This window comes from Flavobacterium sp. YO12 (genome assembly GCF_004119495.1).
Lineage (GTDB): Bacteria > Bacteroidota > Bacteroidia > Flavobacteriales > Flavobacteriaceae > Flavobacterium.
In genome coordinates this window covers 1-19855 of sequence record NZ_NRQU01000072.1, presented here as the reverse complement: position 1 = coordinate 19855, position 19855 = coordinate 1, and the positions used below count along the sequence as shown (strand labels likewise).

At 34.0% G+C, this 19855-nt stretch carries 9 protein-coding genes; all 9 read left to right on the top strand.

The window, feature by feature from the left end; all coding sequences use genetic code 11:
- Positions 1-274 precede the first annotated feature (274 nt).
- The 9 genes from BOW55_RS17965 to BOW55_RS17925 all read left to right on the top strand — a co-directional run bounded on the left by BOW55_RS17965 (position 275) and on the right by BOW55_RS17925 (position 19249).
- Positions 275-3373 (top strand): TonB-dependent receptor, encoded by a 3099-nt coding sequence (locus BOW55_RS17965; RefSeq protein WP_129025546.1) that lies wholly within the window; start codon positions 275-277, stop codon positions 3371-3373.
- Positions 3374-3411: 38 nt separating this feature from the next.
- On the top strand, positions 3412-4923 hold the full coding sequence (locus BOW55_RS17960; protein ID WP_129025543.1) for a RagB/SusD family nutrient uptake outer membrane protein: 1512 nt from the start codon (positions 3412-3414) through the stop codon (positions 4921-4923).
- A 100-nt stretch (positions 4924-5023) separates the two neighbouring features.
- A complete protein-coding gene (locus BOW55_RS17955) occupies positions 5024-6436 on the top strand; it encodes an aryl-sulfate sulfotransferase (protein ID WP_129025542.1) in 1413 nt (470 codons plus the stop codon).
- 11 nt (positions 6437-6447) lie between these two features.
- Positions 6448-7449 carry a c-type cytochrome gene (locus BOW55_RS17950; protein ID WP_129025540.1) on the top strand — a complete coding sequence of 334 codons (1002 nt, stop codon included), beginning with the start codon at positions 6448-6450 and terminating at the stop codon, positions 7447-7449.
- A gap of 39 nt (positions 7450-7488) precedes the next feature.
- On the top strand, positions 7489-10494 hold the full coding sequence (locus tag BOW55_RS17945) for a glycoside hydrolase domain-containing protein (protein WP_241686606.1): 3006 nt from the start codon (positions 7489-7491) through the stop codon (positions 10492-10494).
- 286 nt (positions 10495-10780) lie between these two features.
- Positions 10781-13876 carry a DUF5107 domain-containing protein gene (locus tag BOW55_RS17940; RefSeq protein WP_129025538.1) on the top strand — a complete coding sequence of 1032 codons (3096 nt, stop codon included), beginning with the start codon at positions 10781-10783 and terminating at the stop codon, positions 13874-13876.
- Positions 13877-13898: 22 nt separating this feature from the next.
- The gene (locus BOW55_RS17935) at positions 13899-16082 is read left to right on the top strand and encodes a M1 family metallopeptidase (protein WP_129025536.1); all 2184 of its coding nucleotides are present in this window, start codon (positions 13899-13901) and stop codon (positions 16080-16082) included.
- Between the two features lie 86 nt (positions 16083-16168).
- Positions 16169-18028 carry an alpha-1,3-galactosidase B gene (locus BOW55_RS17930; RefSeq protein WP_129025534.1) on the top strand — a complete coding sequence of 620 codons (1860 nt, stop codon included), beginning with the start codon at positions 16169-16171 and terminating at the stop codon, positions 18026-18028.
- Between the two features lie 180 nt (positions 18029-18208).
- Positions 18209-19249, top strand: a complete 1041-nt coding sequence (locus BOW55_RS17925) for a substrate-binding domain-containing protein (protein ID WP_129025533.1) — start codon at positions 18209-18211, stop codon at positions 19247-19249.
- Positions 19250-19855: the final 606 nt, after the last annotated feature.

The following is a 19855-nucleotide window of genomic DNA, read 5'->3' as shown; positions in this document are numbered from 1 at the left end:
AGTAAAAATATAATCGATAGTTTCGTTATATAATAATCTTAAAAATAAGTTAATTAAAGTCTTTTTTAAGCATTTTTAACTCTTATAAAAATGACCAAAAACGAGTAAAAACGCTAAAATTAGGTCAAAAATAAAGGGTGTATTTATAGACTAAAAACGACTCAATTATAATTCAAAAAAAGAGGAAACCTAAATTTAAAACCAAGTAAAAAGAAAAGAAAACCTACAAAACAAAAAACACAATTTTTATTAACCAAAAAAACCAATTAAGAGTATGAAATTATTAACCCAAAAAAAACCAAGAGACTTTCGGATTAACAATTTATCCGGGAAAGAAATTAAACTCACGATTCTTTCGTTGTTAGTTTTCACATTTCAAGCTTCGGCAGCGACTTCTGTAAGTGTGTCTTCTAAAACCAATACTTCGTTGTTTTTTGAAAAAACGGTAAAGGGTAAAGTAACAGATCAAAACGGACTTCCCCTGCCAGGTGTAAACGTAACCATAAAAGGCACCAAAACGGGCGTTCAAACTGATGTTGACGGAAGTTTTGCTATTACAGTTCCAGATAGTGCTACTAAACTTATTATAACATACATTGGTATGGAAGACCAAGAGGTTACAATAGGAAGTGCACCTCTTAAAATTGTTATGAAAGAAGCTGGTCAAAAATTAGAGGAAGTTGTTATTGGATATGGAAAAGCCAGAAAAAAAGACCTTACAGGTTCTGTGAGTTCTGTTGGAAAAGACAATTTAAATTTAGGAGGAACTATTGCTAATGTTGGACAAGCTCTTCAAGGTCGTGCCTCTGGAGTTCAAGTACAGCAAAACAGTTATGCTCCAGGAACTACTCCAAATGTTGTCATTAGAGGAGGAAACTCTATTAACAATTCAAATGGGCCATTATATGTTGTTGATGGTTTTATTACAAGTTCAGGAGGTTCTATCAGTCCAAACGATATTGAAAACATTCAGATATTAAAAGACGCTTCTTCTACTGCTATTTATGGTTCAAGAGGAGCAAATGGTGTAATCTTGATTACGACTAAAAAAGGAAAATTAGGTAAAATGCAGGTTGAAGCAGAGATTTCTGATGGTTTTCAAAACATCATTAATAAACCTACATTACTAACCGGTCAGCAATTTGTTGATATTCAAAATGCAATTCAACTTGAAAACGGAAGACCTCCTCTTTTTCCAGCGAGTCTTCCTGTAGCGAATACGAATTGGTTTGATGCTGCAACACGCCCAGGTGAAGTACTAAACAGATCTCTTACTTTTAGCGGAAGCGATCAAACATCTAAATTTTTTCTTTCTGGAAATTACATCAAACAAACCGGAGCCATTGAAAATACTGATTTCGAAAGATACAGTGTGAGAATGGGAGGCGAAAAAAGATTTAACAGCAAATTAAATATGGGTACCAATTTTTATGGTGCCGCAACAGAAGGAAACAATAGTGACTTTGGAGATAATATTCTATCGCCAATGTTTTCAATTCAAACTGCCTACCCTAATCTCCCGATTTATAATGCTGACGGAACTTACAATAAGTACTTAGGTAAGGATAACGCACTAGCCCTTTTATTAGAGCCTACAGATCATATTATCAATAGAATGGTTAACGGTAATATGTTTTTAGACTATGAAATCATCAAAGGCTTAACGTATCATTTTGGCGCAGGCGCTGAATGGCAGGAAAATATTGAAGGAAAATATACACCAAGAACATTAACAGCAGGAGCTGCTTTGAAAGGAACTGGTTCTGAAGAAAATAAAACTTATTTTAGATGGAGTACTGAACAATATTTGACTTATAAGTTTAATATTAAAGAACAGCATGCTATAACAGCAATGATTGGTACTTCTAATCAAAAAGATACTTACGAAAGAATGAAAGCTTCTGGATCTGGATTTTCTAGTGATGTATTGACTTACTATAACCTGCAAGGTGCTGAAGTGTATTTGAAACCAGAAACACAAAAATTGGAGACAAAATTAACTTCTTATTTTGGAAGGTTAAATTATGCCTTTAACGATAAATACTTAGCTTCATTTACACTGAGAAGAGACGGTTCTTCTCGTTTTGGACCAAATAATAAATACGGAACATTCCCTTCTGGTGCTATTGCATGGAAAATCTCTAATGAACCTTTTATGCAAAAAGTAAATTCTGTTTCAGAACTTAAATTAAGAGTAAGTTACGGTATTACAGGAAATGACGGTATTGGAGATTATGCGTACATGAACACATTAAAATCTTGGGGTGCAACAATTGCTCCTGATAGTTTCGTAGGTGCCAATGAACCTGAAAACTTACCAAATCCTAATTTAAAATGGGAAGAAACAGCCCAAACTAACATAGGTTTAGACATGGGATTTTTAGACAGTAAAATAACGGCAACGATTGATGTGTACAAAAAGAGAACTACTGATGCGTTGATCAGAGTGCCTGTTGGCGGATGGTGGGGTTTTAACAATCAAACCATGAACTCTGGAGTTATTGACAACCAAGGTATTGAACTTGGAATTACCACTACAAACTATAGAAATGATAAATTCCTGTGGACAACTTCCTTGAATGTTGCTTACAATAAACAAGAAGTTATATCTCTAGCTGATAATGTTAAAATTATTAGTACTAATACTTCTAACCCAAGCGGAACGGTTTCTGGAAGAGAATTTACAAGATTAGAGCCAGGAAAAGAAATGGGAGTATTGTACGGATTTAAATATGCCGGCGTAATCAAAACTGGAGAAGTTTATGCACCGCAGCCTTTGTCTAAACCTGGAGATCCAAAATATGAAGATCTTACAGGAGATGGAAAAATCACTGCTGATGATAGAACATACTTAGGAAATTCTACTCCGCATTATATTGCAGGTTTCAACAATGATTTTAGATTTGGAAATTTTGATATGAACATCTTTTTCCAAGGAGCCTTTGATTATTCTGTTTATAACATGACTAAAATGGTAGGAGAATCCAGCACAAGCACCGACGCTCTAAATCGTTGGGTAGCTGGAACTAATGAAAACACAGATATTCCGAGAGACGGTTACTACAAAAGTACTTATGGCAGTTATGTAAATTCAAAATTTGTTGAAGATGCCTCTTACATTCGTTTGAAAAATGTTTCTATCGGATATTCTATTCCAGAAAGTGCATTAAGACAAGTAAAATTTATAGACAATATTAGATTGTATGCCATAGGACAGAATTTATTGACTATTACAAATTATTCTGGAAACGATCCTGAAATAAATGGGCATACAAGCAGCTCTACTGCACAAAACATTGGTGGAGGAATTGATTTTAACTCTTTTCCAGCTTCTAGAACGTTTATTTTAGGCATAAAAGTGACTATTCACTAGTCTAAAAAGCTTTTTTAGTAACATTTAAATTTATTAAAATGAAAAAACATACAATATTATTACTATTACTAGCTGCTGGAGTACAATTTTCCTGTAATCAGGATCTTGAACCTACGGTATATAGTAGTTTGACCAATACCAATGGGTATCAAACAAAGTCAGATGCTATTGCTGCAGTTAATTCCGTTTATGGCAGACTAAAAGGTCCTTCTGTGGGCGATAACTTTTCGTACTGGGCTACGAGACACTTTGCTCTAACAGATATTGCTACAGATTTAGGTCATTGCCAATTTGGTGGAGATCCAGGACAATTATCATTAGGAACTTGGAATTCTAGTAACGGATTGCTTCAAGAAGACTGGAATGCGATGTATAAATTGATTGCCAATGCAAATAATGCGATTTTTAATATCGCCAAAATGTCTGGGATAACTGCTGCCGAAAAGGCTCAATTTATTGCTGAAGCCAAATTTTTGAGAGCTTCTTCGTATATGGATTTAACGGATGCTTGGGGACCTGTAGTTTTAATTACAGAAGCTAATTTAGGAAACCCTGGTTATTTAGAACAAATAGCTCCCTCGTCAGTAGAAGAAATAGATGCTTTCCTGATCAAAGAATTAAATGAAGCTGCAGATGTACTGCCTTTAAATTACCAGAATAATCCAATTTATGGTACTAATGATGTAGCACGTGCTACAAAAGGCGCCGCACTTACTTTATTGGCAAAGTTATACCTGCGCAGTCATGATTGGCAAAAAGTAGCAACACTTACGCAGCAAGTAATGAACTTGAACCAGTACAGTCTTTATCCGTCATATTTAGGATTATTTAAAGAAAGTAACAAATGGTGCTCAGAAAACATCTTTTCTTCGCTTAGTGATGCAAATGTAAACGGAACAGAATTATTGAACCATTTTGGACCAACAGATCATCCAGTTGTACAAAACAGATGGCAGTATTATACGGTAAACTGGGATTTCTTCAATACATTTGGTAATGAAGATGATAGAAAAAAATGTTTCTTTCCAGAGTTTATGGGATCAGATGGTTTATTGCACAAGCAAGCACCAACTTTGGGCGCGCAGCCGCCTGCTGGTGTACTTTATATGCCGGATGTAGCGACTAGAAAATATGCTGATGATGAAACTACAACCTATTATGATGGTCATAGCGTGAACATTTTACGTTATGCAGATGTACTACTGAGCAGAGCTGAAGCCTTAAACGAAATCAGCGGACCAACAGCTGAAGCTGTAGATCTGATTAATCAAGTAAAAGGAAGATCACATGCAAAACTATTAATTCTATCAGAACATACTCAAGCTTCTTTAAGAGATGCTATTTTACAAGAAAGAGGATGGGAACTTTTCTATGAAGGAAAACGTCGTGCCGATTTGATTAGAATGAACAAATATGATGTTCTGGTAAATGCTTATCATCTTAGAGTTGGCGAAGCAGCGTTAATCAAAATGCCGCAAAACAAGTATTATACTTATCCACAAAGTCAAGTTGATCTTAATCCAAAATTGAGTAATGCTGACAGGCAATAAATAAATTTTAAATCAGGAATAGGCAGCACAATCGTCTGTCTATTCTTGATTTTTTTATACAAAAAAGCACTTTTCTGTTTCATTCAAAAAAGCCTTTATAATGATCAAAAAACTAATTTTAAAATGGAGCTTTATTTTGGTAATACTTGCATTTGCAAGCTGTTCCAAAAAACAAGGTAATTATATCACAAAAATTAATATTGGGACTCATAGTAACAACGAATTGAAAATTCAAATCGATGTTACTACGAATGACGATGTACAGGTATATGCCGAATATTGGACTGCAAAAAATGGAACTAAAAACAAAATAATTTCTCCAATTTCAAAAAAAGGGCTTTCGCATTCTTTAGTGCTTCTTAATGTAATTCCTGAAACTGATTATAATTTTAAATTAATTACAGTACAAGGAAATGAAAAAGACAGCAGTAAAGTGTACAATTTTAAATCACGAAAACTGCCGGAATGGCTGCAAAAAAAGTTCAAAGCAAATTCTCCAAAACCAGAGCTTTTACCGCAAAACTTCAAAAAAGGTTTTATGCTTATGGCAAAAAGAGAAACGCCTGGAACAGCATTTATTGTTGATTACAAAGGAAATATTAGATGGTATCATACAGTAGAAAATACTGGTTTTAAAGTAACACATTTCACAAAAGAGCAAACTATACTTTCTATTCTAGGAACCAATGATGAACCTACAAGTTATGGCAGCGAAATTCTAGAAATTAATCTGCAGGGCGATACTTTAACACATATTAAAAAAGGACAAGGCGATCTTAAGCAAGTTATCCACCATGAAATCATAAAAAAATCAGCAAATGAAATTGTTACTTTATTTGTAGATGCAAGAATAACAGACTTATCTGCAATTGGCGGAAAAAAGAAAGACACTATAAACGGCGACGGAATCCTGATTCTAGACCGAAAAGGAAAACAAATTTGGAAATGGAGTGTTTTCGATGACCTCGATCCAATGAAAGACAAAGCTTTATTGAAAACTAAAAAAGACTGGATGCATGCCAACAGTCTAAATTATGATAAAGATGGTAATTTTTTAATCTCTTTTTACAACAACGGACAAATCTGGAAAGTCGATGCTAAATCGGGTAAAGTAATCTGGAAATTAGGACGAAACGGCAATATGAAAATGGCTAAGGATAGCGATTTTTCACAAGCACACGCTGCCCACATCAATCAAGACGGAAGTTTAATGTTTTTTGATAATGGCGTAGACAAAAAGCAATCATCAGTTTTTGCTCTTAAAGTAGACGAAAAAAACAAAGCAGTACAACTGGATTTTCATGTAAATCTGCCAAAAGATATTTACAACGATAGAATGGGAAGCGCTTATATGATCAATAAAGATCTCATATTGGTTTGCTGCTCTAAAAGACATATAACGGTTTTAACCAACAAAAAAGGAGTATTACTTTGGGCTTTAGAGTCAGAAATACCTCCTTATCGCGTACAATTTATTCCAGAAGAAAATTTAAAACCTTTTCTTTTAAATTAAAAATTTTAGTCATGAAAAAAATAATTCTTATTGGACTCTTTTCAGCACTGTCACTGGCTGTTTTCAATTCCTGCACCAAATCAAATTCTCAAACTTTGGCTTCAAAAACAACCGAAGACAGAGAAGAAGACGAAGGTTATATCACAATTGACACTTCTGAAATTCCTGACGATCAGTTTGGAGAATCAGTTCGTTACGGAAGAGAATTAATGCTTAAAACGGCTTATTATATTGGTCCAAATGGTATTAACGGAAAATATCTTGGAAACAAAATGAATTGTACCAACTGCCATCAAGATGCGGGTACAAAACCTTATGCCTTCAACTTAATGTCGTCGCACGATAATTATCCGCAATATCGCGGGCGCGAAAACAAAGTGCTTACACTTGCTGAACGTGTAAACAATTGTGTAATGAGACCACATTCAGGAAAACCGCTTCCGCTTGACGGAAAAGAAATGGTTGCTTTTTTATCTTATTTTAAATGGATCAGCAAATATGTTCCAAAAGACGGACAATTTAAAGGTGCAAAAAATCTAGAAATTGAGTTTCCAGATGTTGCGGCAAGTCCCGAAAGAGGAAAAGCATTATTTGCTGAAAATTGTGCTCGCTGTCACGGAAATAATGGCGAAGGAGTTTATAATGCAGACAAATCTGGCTACACCTACCCGCCTCTTTGGGGAAAATATGCCTATCAGCCCGGCTCAAGTATGCACCGCGTTATCAAACAAGCGCAATGGTTAAAAAGCAATATGCCGTATGATAAAGTAACTTTAGGAAAACCATATCTTACTGATGCTGAAGCACTCGATATTGCTGCCTACGTAAATAATGATGCCATTCATGAAAGACCAAATCCTAAAACGTTAGATTATCCTAATAAAATGGGAAAACCTATTGATTATGCACACAGCCCTTTTAGTGATAATTTTTCTGAAGAACAGCATAAATACGGACCATATAAACCTATTATCGCGTATTGGAAAAAAAACGGATGGAAAGCCGTTTACTAAATATCAAAGCACACTTTTTAACTTGAACATAAAAACACAATGAAACTAAACCTAAAAAACAACGAAATACTAAGCAGCATATTGATTATGTGTCTTTTCATTTTCAGTATTCCATTGACTGCACAAATAAAATACACAGATGGCAACGACAGTTGGAATCCTAATTTACTAGGAAATCATCGCGTTCTTGTTAACTTTTCGGGTACAGGAAATATCGCTAAAACTACGATTGAGTGGCGCAGAAGAGATGAAAAACCTGAACTTAAAAAAATTATTGTTCAAGATGCTGCAGGCAAAGAAGTTCTTAATGTAAAAACGGAAAACATCAACCGAGAAAACGGAACAATTTACTTTGAACCAATTTCTGGCAAAGGAACTTATTATGTTTATTATATGCCTTACATTGATGAAGGTACAGCCAATTATCCAAAAGGAATTTATGCGAAAGCGGAGAACAAAGCTGATGCACAATGGATTTCTAAAATAAAAACGGGTTTAAAAGACAATTGTACCGTTACAGAAATTCAAAGTGTAAATGCTTTTAATAGTTTTTATCCAATGGAAGTAATCGCAACAGCTGCCGAAACATCTGCAATTACTGCTAAAAATAGCGGCAGTACTTTTTTGGTTTTCCCAGAAGACAGACTGCATTCTATTCGAATGAAAAATGATTTACCACAACGCTGGATCGAAAAAGGTGTACAAAATACTTTTTCTGATACAGCAAAGAAAGGTGAATATTTGGCTTTTCAATTAGGAGTATACGCTCTTACAGATTTAAAAAATGTAAAAATATCTTTTACGAATTTAGTAAGTACAACTGGAGCCACAATAGAAGGCAAAGACATCAGCTGTATCAACACTGACGGAACAAAATATGACGGCACTCCTTTTACCAATACTGTTTCTGTTTCAAAAGGAAAAATTCAGGCTATGTGGTGCGGCATCGATGTTCCGCAAACTGCTGCGGCTGGAAATTATACCGGAAAAGCAACAGTTACCGCTGACGGAAAGTCTACAGCAATCACACTTCAAATAACAGTAACTAATGAAGTTACAAAAAACGGAGGTATTGACAGTCCTGAAAAAATGACGCGTTTAAAATGGTTAAATTCTACATTAGCTCAAGAAAATACTGTTATTGCACCTTATACTCCACTTGTAGTAAAAGATGCTGAAATTTCTTTATTGGGTCGTAAAGTGGTTTTAGGAACTAATGGTTTCCCAACTCAAATACAAACTTTTTTCACGCCAGAAATGACAACTGTTACTACAAAGGCAAACGATATTTTAAGTGCTCCAATAACATTCCACTTTGTAGATGCAACAGGAAAAGAATCATTACAATGGAAAAATAACGGCTTAAAATTCACTAAAAAAGAGGCAGGAACCGTAGCTTGGGAAAGCACATCTACATCAAAATCAGTTCAAATGGATGTAAATGCTGCCGTTGAGTTTGATGGTTTTTTACATTATACCGTTAAAATTACTGCTTTAGAAGACGCTTCATTCAACGACATTAATTTTCAGTTACCAATGCAGCCAACGTCTGCAAAATATATGATGGGACTTGGTCAAAAAGGTGGAGATCGTCCTGCATCTTTTGACTGGAAATGGGATGTTGCACACAAAAATCAAGACGGCGCTTGGATTGGTGCTGTAAATTCTGGATTGCAGTTTTCATTAAGAGACGAAAAATACAGCCGTCCGTTAAACACCAATTTCTATTTACAAAAACCATTATTATTACCCACTTCTTGGGGTAACGAAAACAAAGGCGGAATCACCATTACACCAAACCAAAAATCAGTTTTGGTAAATGCCTACAGCGGTGCTCGCAATATGAAAAAAGGAGATGTTTTGTATTACAACTTTACTTTATTGATCACTCCGTTTCATACTATCAATACAGATTTTCAATGGGATAATAAATTTTATCACAAATACAGCCCAATCGATTCTATTGCTCAAACTGGTGCAACGGTAATCAATATTCACCACGCAAATGCTATTAATCCTTACATCAATTATCCTTTTATCGAATTTAAAAAGATGAAAAACTACATTGATGAAGCACACCAAAAAGGTTTAAAAGTAAAAATTTATAATACTGTAAGAGAAGTTTCAAACAAAGCTTATGAGACTTTTGCTTTAAAAAGTTTAGGCCATGAAATTTATTCTCCAGGAAAAGGCGGCGGATTCTCTTGGCTGCAAGAACACGTAGGCGATGATTATATCGCAGCTTGGTTTGTTCCTGAAATTAAAGATGCTGCAATTGTAAACAGCGGTATGAATCGTTGGCATAACTATTATGTAGAAGGAATGAACTGGTTAACGCAAAACGTAGGTATTGACGGAATTTATTTGGACGATGTTGCTTTTGACAGAATCACAATGAAACGTATTAAAAGAGTTTTAACCAAAGACGGTCACCCAGGAATTATCGATTTGCACAGTGCCAATCAGTACAACAAAAGCGATGGTTTTAATAACAGCGCCAATTTATATATGGAGCACTTTCCGTACATCAACAAACTATGGTTTGGAGAATATTTTGATTATGAAAAAGGGCAACCTGACTTTTTCTTAACTGAAGTAAGCGGAATTCCTTTTGGATTAATGGGCGAAATGTTACAAGATGGAGGAAATCCGTGGAGAGGAATGGTTTACGGAATGACAAACAGACTTCCGTGGAGCAATAATGCTGATCCAAGAAATATCTGGAAATTATGGGATTCTTTTGGAATCAAAGGTTCTGAGATGATTGGATATTGGAGCGAAAACTGTCCAGTAAAAACAAATAATGATAAAGTATTAGCAACCGTTTACAAAAAGAACGGAACAGCTTTAATTTCTATTGCAAGCTGGGCTGATACTGACGTAAATGTAAAATTGAACATCGATTGGAAAAAACTAGGAATAAATCCTGCCAAAGCAACAATTACAGCTCCAGAAGTTATCAATTTCCAGCCTTCAAAAACTTTTACTGCAAAAGATGAAATTCCAGTAGCAAAAGGAAAAGGATGGTTATTGATTGTTAAGTAATTTAAAGACCGTAAGTATACCACTTCCAGTCTGTCATTTCGACGTAAGGAGAAATCACACTTGTATATCAACAAAGATTAGCAATTTTCTAGGCGGAGTTTCTAGTGTGATTTCTCCTTACGTCGAAATGACAAATTACTATAAAAATTAATGCCTCAGATTTTACTGATTAATATAAATTAATATTTATCTCTTCAAAAAAATCATTTAAATCTGTGTAATCTGTGACAAAAAAACTCAACAACGTTAATGTTAAAACAACTAACCATAATAAATAGCTCTCCATATGAAACTAAGGCCATTTTTATCGATTTTACTTTTTGGAAGCCTGTTTGTCAATGCACAAAATAAACCAACTATAAAGGAATACAAAAAGGTGTTTACAACCTATCCTTTTTCCGATCCAGATCCAATTCCTAAACCAGATACAAAAGTTTATCCGTACTATCGTTTTGACGGTTTTACTGATAAGCCCGTACAAAAAGAATGGAAAGTTGTTGAACTTGAAAACGATTATATTAAACTGACGATTCTGCCGGAAGTAGGCGGAAAAGTTTGGTCGGCAATAGAAAAATCGACTGGAAAAGATATTGTTTACAACAACCATGTTATCAAGTTTAGAGATATTGCGATGCGCGGTCCGTGGACAAGCGGTGGTGTTGAAGGCAATTATGGGATCATCGGACACACTCCAAATTGTGCAACTCCTGTAGATTACACTACTATAACAAGAGAAGACGGAAGTGTAAGCTGTATTATAGGTGTTTTAGATTTACTAACCCGCACCTCATGGAAATTAGACATAAACTTACCTAGAGACAAAGCTTATTTTACCACTAATTCGTTTTGGTTTAATTCGACCGAGTCAGAACAGCCTTACTATACTTGGATGAATACTGGTATAAAAGCAGCAGGAAATTTACAGTTTATATTTCCAGGTCAAAGCTACATTGGTCATAATGGGGAACATAACGAATGGCCAATCGATAAACAAAACGGCAAAGATTTATCGTATTATAAAAACAATGATTTTGGCGGTTACAAATCGTATCATGTTTTTGGGAAATACAATGATTTCTTTGGAGGCTATTACCATGATGAAGATTTTGGAATGGGAAGATATGGTAATTATGATGACAAACCCGGCAAAAAAATCTGGATTTGGGGACTGTCGCAACAGGGAATGATTTGGGAAAAACTGCTTACAGATACTGATGGACAATATGTAGAAGTACAAAGCGGACGATTATTCAATCAAGCAAGCGAAGGCAGTAATTTAACTCCTTTTAAACAGCGCTCTTTTGCGCCGTATCAAACAGATTCTTGGACAGAATATTGGTTTCCTGTAAAACAGACGAAAGGTTTTGTAAAAGCAAATAATTATGGCGCCGTAAACGTAAAAAATGAAAACGGCTGGTTGAAAATCTACTTCTCTCCGCTTCAAAAATTAAATGAAAAATTGGAAGTTTTTGACAATGGAAAAAAAGTCTATTCCAAAGATATTTCAGTTAACACCTTACAAGTATTCAAAGATTCTATTCAAGTTGCAGTTGATCAAAATAAATTAAGAGTAATAATTGGAGACAATAAACTGATTTGGAATTCGGCACCAGAAGACGGCAATTTAAACCGTCCTTTAGAAGTTCCAAAAGATTTTGACAACAATTCAATTTACGGATTATATCTGCAAGGTAAAAACTATATCAGTTTTAAAGATTATATAAAAGCTGAAGAAAAATTGAGCGAGTGTCTTAAAAAAGATCCTAACTATGCTCCTGCCCTTTCTGATCTTGCTTTATTGCAAATTCGTAAATTTCAGTATAAAGATGCAATTGCTTCAGCCAGTAAAGCTTTAGCCATAAATACTTACGATCCCGCCGCAAACTATTATTATGCTTTAGCAAATATGCATTTAGGCAACAACATCGATGCAAAAGACGGATTTGATATTGCTGCCGCAAGTGCCGAATACCGAAGTGCTGCTTATACGGCTTTATCTCAAATTTATTTTGGTGAAAATGAGCTGACAAAAGCTGCTGAATATGCAGAAAAAAGTTTGCTGAATAATCAAAATAATCTAGAAGGATTACAGCTTTTAGCCGTTATCTATCGTTTGCAAAACAATAAAGATAAAGCTGTTGTAATCTTGAATAAAATAAACAATGTAGATCCGTTAAATCATTTTGCAAGATTTGAAAATTTCCTTTGGGCAAATTCAGATGCCGCAAAAAAACAATTTACTTCATTGATACGAAACGAAATGCCAGAGCAAACTTATCTTGAATTAGGAATCTGGTATCAGCATCTGGGCCGCAAGGACGAAGCCTTAAAAGTTTTCTCGACAGCGGCTCCAAGTGCTGAAATTATCTATTGGAAAGCATTTTTAGAAAACAAAGCCGTTGATTTAAGTAAGATTCAGCCTAGACTTAGTTTTCCATTTCGCCATGAAACCGCTGTTATACTTGAAGATCTTATTCAAAAAAATGACCAATGGCAGTTAAAATATCATTTGGCTTTAATTGAATGGAATCGCAATAATCTTTCAAAAGCAAAAGAATTGTTCAATCAATGCGGTTCTAAACCTGCTGATCCCGCTTTTTATGCTGCAAAAGCATCCTTAATGAAAGACAATCCTGAAATCGTGACAGCAAGTTTACAGCAAGCTTTAAAACTAGACAATCAAGGATGGAGATATAATAAGTTGTTGGCAGAACATTTCATCACTTTAAAACAATATGACAAAGCACTTGCGATAACAGAACCTTTTTATAAAAAGCATAAAGAGAATTATTTAATGGGAATGTTGTATGCTAAAACCTTGCTTCTAAATAAAAAATACAGCGAAGCAGATGCCTTTTTAACCAAATTAGAAATTCTTCCGTTTGAAGGCGCAACTGCAGGAAGGCAATTGTATCACGAAGCTAAATTGATGCAGGCTTTAGCCGAAATGAACAACAAACAGTACAAAAAAGCACTACAGCTAATTGCTGATGCCAAACTGTTTCCAGAAAATTTAGGTGTTGGAAAACCTTATGACGAAGATATTGACGAAAGGCTTGAAAACTGGCTGGATTATCAATGTTATACTAGTTTAGGCAATACAGATAAAGCTAAAGAATCGTTACAAAAAATCGTTTCTTTTACGCCAAAGATCGACAATACTGTTATGAACTTTTTACCTGCCAATCAGCTTATTTCAGCTTGGGCTGTAGAAAAAACTTCTTCATCAAAAAAAGCGGAAGAATGGATTCGAAATCAAGCTAAATTATATCCTGAAAACAAAATTGTTCAATGGAGTTTACAAATGTACACCCAAAAACAATCTGATATTTTAACGGCTGATGAAAAAGACGGCGAAGTTAGAATTATAGAAAAGCTTTAAAAAAACATATAACTTAAACAAAATGAACAAGCTATTTTTAAAATGTACTCTTTTTAGCATTGCTTTATTAGCATGCCAAAACATTCAGGCTCAAAATGCTGAGAAAGATAAAGAGCAATTAGCGATTTACAGAGCAACTCCAACAAAGGTTCACGATCTGGTACACACAAAATTGGAAGTGTCTTTTGATTATGGGAAAAGGCATTTGTACGGAAAAGAATGGCTTACTTTAAAACCACATTTCTATGCAACAGATTCGCTTACTTTGGATGCGAAAGGGATGGATTTTAAAGAAATTTCGATCGTCGAAGGAAAGAAAAAAACACCTTTAAGGTACACTTACGACAACGAACAGCTTTTTATTAAACTGGACAGAAAGTATAAAGGTTCTGAAAAATATACCCTTTTTATTGATTATACGGCAAAACCAGCAGAACTGAAAAGTAAAGACGGCGAATCGATTACAAACTCAAACGGATTGTATTTTATTAATCCTGACGGAAAGGGAGATAAACCAACACAAATATGGACTCAAGGCGAGACTGAAGCTTCATCTTGCTGGTTTCCGACAATTGACAAACCAAATCAGAAAACAACTTCTGAAATCGCTATGACAGTTCAGTCAAAATATACCACTTTGTCAAACGGTAAATTAACTTCACAAAAAGTAAATAAAGACGGAACAAGAACGGACACTTGGAAAATGGAACAGCCAAATGCACCTTATTTGTTTATGATGGCTGTTGGTGATTTTAAAATCTATAAAGATTCTTATAATGGTAAAGAAGTCAGCTATTATTTAGAACCAAAATATGCGCCTTATGCCAAACAGATTTTTTATAAAACGCCAGATATGATGAATTTTTACAGTAAAATGCTTGGCGTAGAATATCCTTGGGCAAAATATGCGCAAATTGTTGTGAAAGATTATTTTGGAGGTGCTATGGAAAATACTTCAGCAACAGTTCATGGCGAATATGTACAAAAAACAGAACGAGAATTATTAGATGATAATCAAGAAAGTACAATTGCTCACGAACTTTTTCATCAATGGTTTGGAGATTATGTAACAGCTGAATCATGGTCAAACTTAACCATGAATGAATCATTTGCCACTTTTGGAGAAGTACTCTGGCACGGTCACGACGCTGGACAAGATGCGGAAGACAGATCACGTTATGAGAAACTTCAAAATTATTTTCGTTCTCAAAAAAATGGAAACAGTCCAATTTTAGCACGTTTTCATTACAAAAACGCCGACGATATGTTTGATAATATCAGCTATTCTAAAGGTTCTATTATTTTGTATGCCATGAAAAACCAAATGGGTGATGAAGCATTTTTTAAAGGATTAAATCATTATTTAACAACAAATGCTTATAAATCTGGCGAACCGCATCAGCTGCGTTTATCGATGGAAGAAGTGACTGGAAAAGATTGGCTGCCTTATTTTGATCAATGGTATTATAATGCTGGAAGTCCGATTCTGGATGTGAATTACAAATATGTTAACGGAAAAATCATCATTACTATCACTCAATCTCAGGATAGCGCTGTGCAAACCTTTACATTGCCTTTAAAAGTTGATTTTTATGCAAACGGAACTAAAATAAGAAAGGATATTTTAATTAATAAAAGAGAACAAAGTTTCAGTTTTGACCTTCCTTCAAAACCTGAATTTATAGATTTAGATCCAGATAAAATCTTAGTTGGTGAAGTTAATGTAGATAAAAAAAATGCTTCTGATTATTTGTATCAATACAAAAATGTCCCTTCTTACTACAACCGAATTGAAGCTATAAAATTTGCATCAAAAGATAAAAGTCATGATTCGCAGCTTGTATTATTGGCAGGTTTAAAAGATCAGCAAGACGATTTACGAACATTAAGTATCAAAGGAATTGATTTAGGTGATCGCGATGTAAAAGATGAGGCTATTAAAACTTTACTTGACATTGCTAAAAATGATTTAAAAACAAACGCCAGAGCTGCGGCAATTGTAAAATTGGCTTCAACAGGAGATTCATCTTATAAAGCGCTGATGATTGAGAGTACAAAAAATCAATCTTATAATGTAATTGCTGCTGGAATTTATGGCTTATCAAAATTCTCAACTCAAGAATCAGATCAAGCTTTAAGTACTTTAGATGATGATACAAAAAAACACGTGACACCAATAATTAAGAAATTTAGTAACCAAAAATAGACCTCAATCCTTTATTAAATTAACTCCAATTGCAGATACAATTGAGACATTTAATAACACGGTTTTTGAAATAAAGTAAAAAAAACATGCATAAACTTTTTCTAACATATGCCTTATTCTCTATAATAACCATTTGTACAGCACAAAATAAAGTCAAAAAAATAAATGTAAAAGACTACGGTATTATTTCTGGCACTAAAGAAAATCTAACCTCAAAAGTCAACAAACTTATTGAAGGATTAGGCAGCGAGCCCGTAGAAATTATTTTCCCGAAAGGGAGATATGACTTTTACCCAGATGCCAACTATTATAGAACGTATTACGAAAGTAATACTTATGACGCAGCTGTTAGAAAATTAGCCATACTGATAAAGGATAAAAAAAATATAATCATCAATGCACAGCAATCCGATTTTGTTTATCATGAACATATGCAGCCTTTTACTTTAGACAATGCCGAAAATATTACGATTAAAAATGTAAATATAGATTGGGATGTTCCTTTGACCTCTGAAGCTGAAGTTATAGAAGCCGATGAAAAACATATTGTTATGAAGATTGATATTACGCAATCTCCATATAAAATCCATGATAAAGGATTAACGTTTGTGGGCGAAAATGCCAACGAAAATTGGGCATTGTCTGGAGGTTCCTGGTTAATTGAATTTGATAAAAACCATATAATTCCTGCAAATACAGGCGATAATGGTTGTGTGAAAGGGGATTTAAAAAATGTAAAATACAGCGAGATTAAACCCGGATTGGTACTAATGCAGGGAAAATTTACAAAAACTCCCTCAGTTGGAAATTTTCTTATACTAAGACATGGCACGAGAGATCACGCTGGAATGTTTTTATTTCACAGCAAAAACACCAAATTAGAGAATATCAATGTGTATCACACTTCTGGTTTAGGTATTTTATCGCAATACTGCGAAAATATTGAAATGCGAAATGTAAACATGATTCCAAACCCACATAAAAATCGCTATTTAAGCGGTCACGATGATGGATTGCATTTTATGGGATGCAAAGGAGAAATCGTAATTGATAATTGTGATGCACAGGGTTTAATGGACGATCCGATTAATATTCATGGAACTTATGTGCCAGTGATACAAAAAGTTGATGACTATGCTGTAAAATGCAAATTTGGGCAGGATATGTCGCACGGATTATTATGGGCAGTTAAAGGCGATAAAGTAGGTTTTATACAGAAGAAAGAAATGGGAACTTTGGCTTATGGCACCGTTTCAAGTTTTGAACCATTAGATGTGGATCATTTCATTATTAGATTTAAAGAAAAAATCCCAACTGATATCGATACTGGTTTTGTTTTAGAAAATCTAAGCTGGACGCCTAATGCAACAATTACCAATTGCTTTGTTGGCAGTAATCGAGCTCGAGGATATTTAATCTCAACTCCAGGAAAAGTAATTATCGAAAATAATATTTTTGAAACCAGCGGTTCAGCAATTCTTATTGCAGGAGATGCTAACTATTGGTACGAAAGCGGCGCTGTAAAAGACATTACAATCAAAAACAATGAGTTTAGATATCCTTGTAATTCTTCTTATTATCAATTCTGTGAAGCTGTTATTAGTATTTATCCTGAAATTCCACAGCCAAATGCATCACAGCCATTTCATAAAAACATAAAAATAGAAAACAATAGTTTTAATCCGTCAGACTACCCTATTCTGTATGCTGTATCTGTAGATGGATTAAGCTTTAAAAACAATACTATTAAGCGCAGTTTTGCATTTACACCTTGGTATCCTGAAAAGTACAATTTTAGAATCGAGGCGTGTAAAAATGTAGAAATCAGCGGTAACAAAATAGGAAAAGAGGTTTTAGGAAAAAATATTCTTCTAAAAGGAATGAAACGAGAAGAGTTAACCTTAAAAAATACCGAATTGAGTGTTGAAATCGCAAAATCGATTTAAAATTTCATCATCCGTATTTCTAAAAAACAAACCATTCGGTTAACTATAATTTGATACATAGAAAATAAATTTAAATTCTGAAAAATAAAGAATTATCTATTTTCTATGCGTCAAAATTATGATGCACTTTTTAAATTAATTGATAGACAAATAAACGTATCGTTTTTATACAACAATTTTATGGATAGAAAACATACTATTAAGGACATTGCTAAAATGGCAGGGGTTTCAAAAGGAACTGTTGACAGAGTATTGCACAAACGAGGCAAAGTTTCACCGCTTGCCCTCGAAAAAGTAAACGAAGTTTTAAGTGTAATTAAATACGAACCCAATCTTATTGCCCGAAATTTAAAAAACAATAAAGTTTATCATATTTGCATCCTCCTTCCCGATCCAAAAATAGATCCATATTGGCTTCCTTGTCTAAAAGGAATTAAAGAAGCTGCACAGGAATTTAAAGCCTACAATTTACTTATTGAGACTTTTTACTTTAATCCAGAAAAAACAAAATCTTTTTTAAGCATCAATGAAACTATTATCGAGAAATCGCCTGATGCCATTTTGCTGGCTCCGCTTTTCCATAAAGAAACACTTGATGCAATAAAAAAATATGAATCCTTAAATATTATTGTAAATACGTTTAACAATCAGGTCGAATCGGCAGCTGTCAAAAATTTTGTCGGACAGGATTTGTATCGAAGTGGTCGTGTCGCTGCAAAATTGTTAAGCACAATTCTTGACAAGGGACACATTGCTATTATACACATTGACGAAACCTACAAAAATGCAATTCACATGCAGGAAAAAGAAAGAGGCTTTAAATCCTTTTTCAGTCAAAAAAACAGTTTAGAGTATAAGATTACTACTTTAAAACTAAAAAATCCCAATTTAGAAGTTGCTTTAAAAAACTTCATCAACGAAAATCCTGACTTATCAGGCGTTTTTATAACTACTTCTAAAGCTTATCAAGTTTCTAAGATTATCAGCAAAATTAAAGACAAAAGAATACGCATGATAGGCTATGATTTGGTTGATGAAAACGTAACTAATTTGAATCAAGGAGTAATTGATTTCCTAATTCATCAAAATCAAAAAAGACAAGTTTATTTAGGCATTATATACCTTATAGAGCATTTTCTGTTCCGTAAAGAAACTCCGGCTGTAACATTATTGCCAATCGATATAATTAATTCTGAAAATGCTGATTTCTATCGCGCATAATTTTCAATCAAGCTTTCTTGTTTCTTATTCTATTTTAATTACTTCACGTAACGATTTATTTTAGGATCGACCGATCTAAAATACACTATCCTATTTCAAATTATAAGACTGAAAAATCAGGCTGAAAACACTCAAAAATTCATGCCTGATTTCAGTAAAATTTCAACCCTAAATAAAAAAGAAATCTGGTCATTTTTTAAACTCTAAAATTTAGAAAATACGTGCTGTTCTATCTTTCTAAAAAGCAGCTGACATTCAAACTTTTATTTTTGAATTAACCTCAGTTTCAGATTCTTTTTACCTGTATCAAAAAAAACTTAATAATGCAAAAAATCGTATAATTAAAACTCTCAAAAAGTTTATTTTATTAGTAGTCTTTTTGATCCATAATTGCGATATTCTCATAAATATAAACAACTATTTTTTATTTTTTAAATATTAAATATTCAGACTGAAAATCTGACTAAAATAAAGAACTCACCTTGAAAGCAATTTTCTTAAAAATATCGTATCTATTTAAGTCAAAAAAAACAGTTTGCACAATTTTATGTGCTCGAGAACACAAATATTGTGTGTTCGAGCACATTTTTTGTGTTTTTTCTTGTT

Coding starts and splice junctions, on each gene's coding strand:
- BOW55_RS17955 (WP_129025542.1), top strand. CDS start 5,024: ATGATCAAAAAACTAATTTTAAAATGGAGCTTTATTTTGGTAATACTT.
- BOW55_RS17925 (WP_129025533.1), top strand. CDS start 18,209: ATGGATAGAAAACATACTATTAAGGACATTGCTAAAATGGCAGGGGTT.
- BOW55_RS17950 (WP_129025540.1), top strand. CDS start 6,448: ATGAAAAAAATAATTCTTATTGGACTCTTTTCAGCACTGTCACTGGCT.
- BOW55_RS17960 (WP_129025543.1), top strand. CDS start 3,412: ATGAAAAAACATACAATATTATTACTATTACTAGCTGCTGGAGTACAA.
- BOW55_RS17965 (WP_129025546.1), top strand. CDS start 275: ATGAAATTATTAACCCAAAAAAAACCAAGAGACTTTCGGATTAACAAT.
- BOW55_RS17940 (WP_129025538.1), top strand. CDS start 10,781: ATGAAACTAAGGCCATTTTTATCGATTTTACTTTTTGGAAGCCTGTTT.
- BOW55_RS17935 (WP_129025536.1), top strand. CDS start 13,899: ATGAACAAGCTATTTTTAAAATGTACTCTTTTTAGCATTGCTTTATTA.
- BOW55_RS17930 (WP_129025534.1), top strand. CDS start 16,169: ATGCATAAACTTTTTCTAACATATGCCTTATTCTCTATAATAACCATT.
- BOW55_RS17945 (WP_241686606.1), top strand. CDS start 7,489: ATGAAACTAAACCTAAAAAACAACGAAATACTAAGCAGCATATTGATT.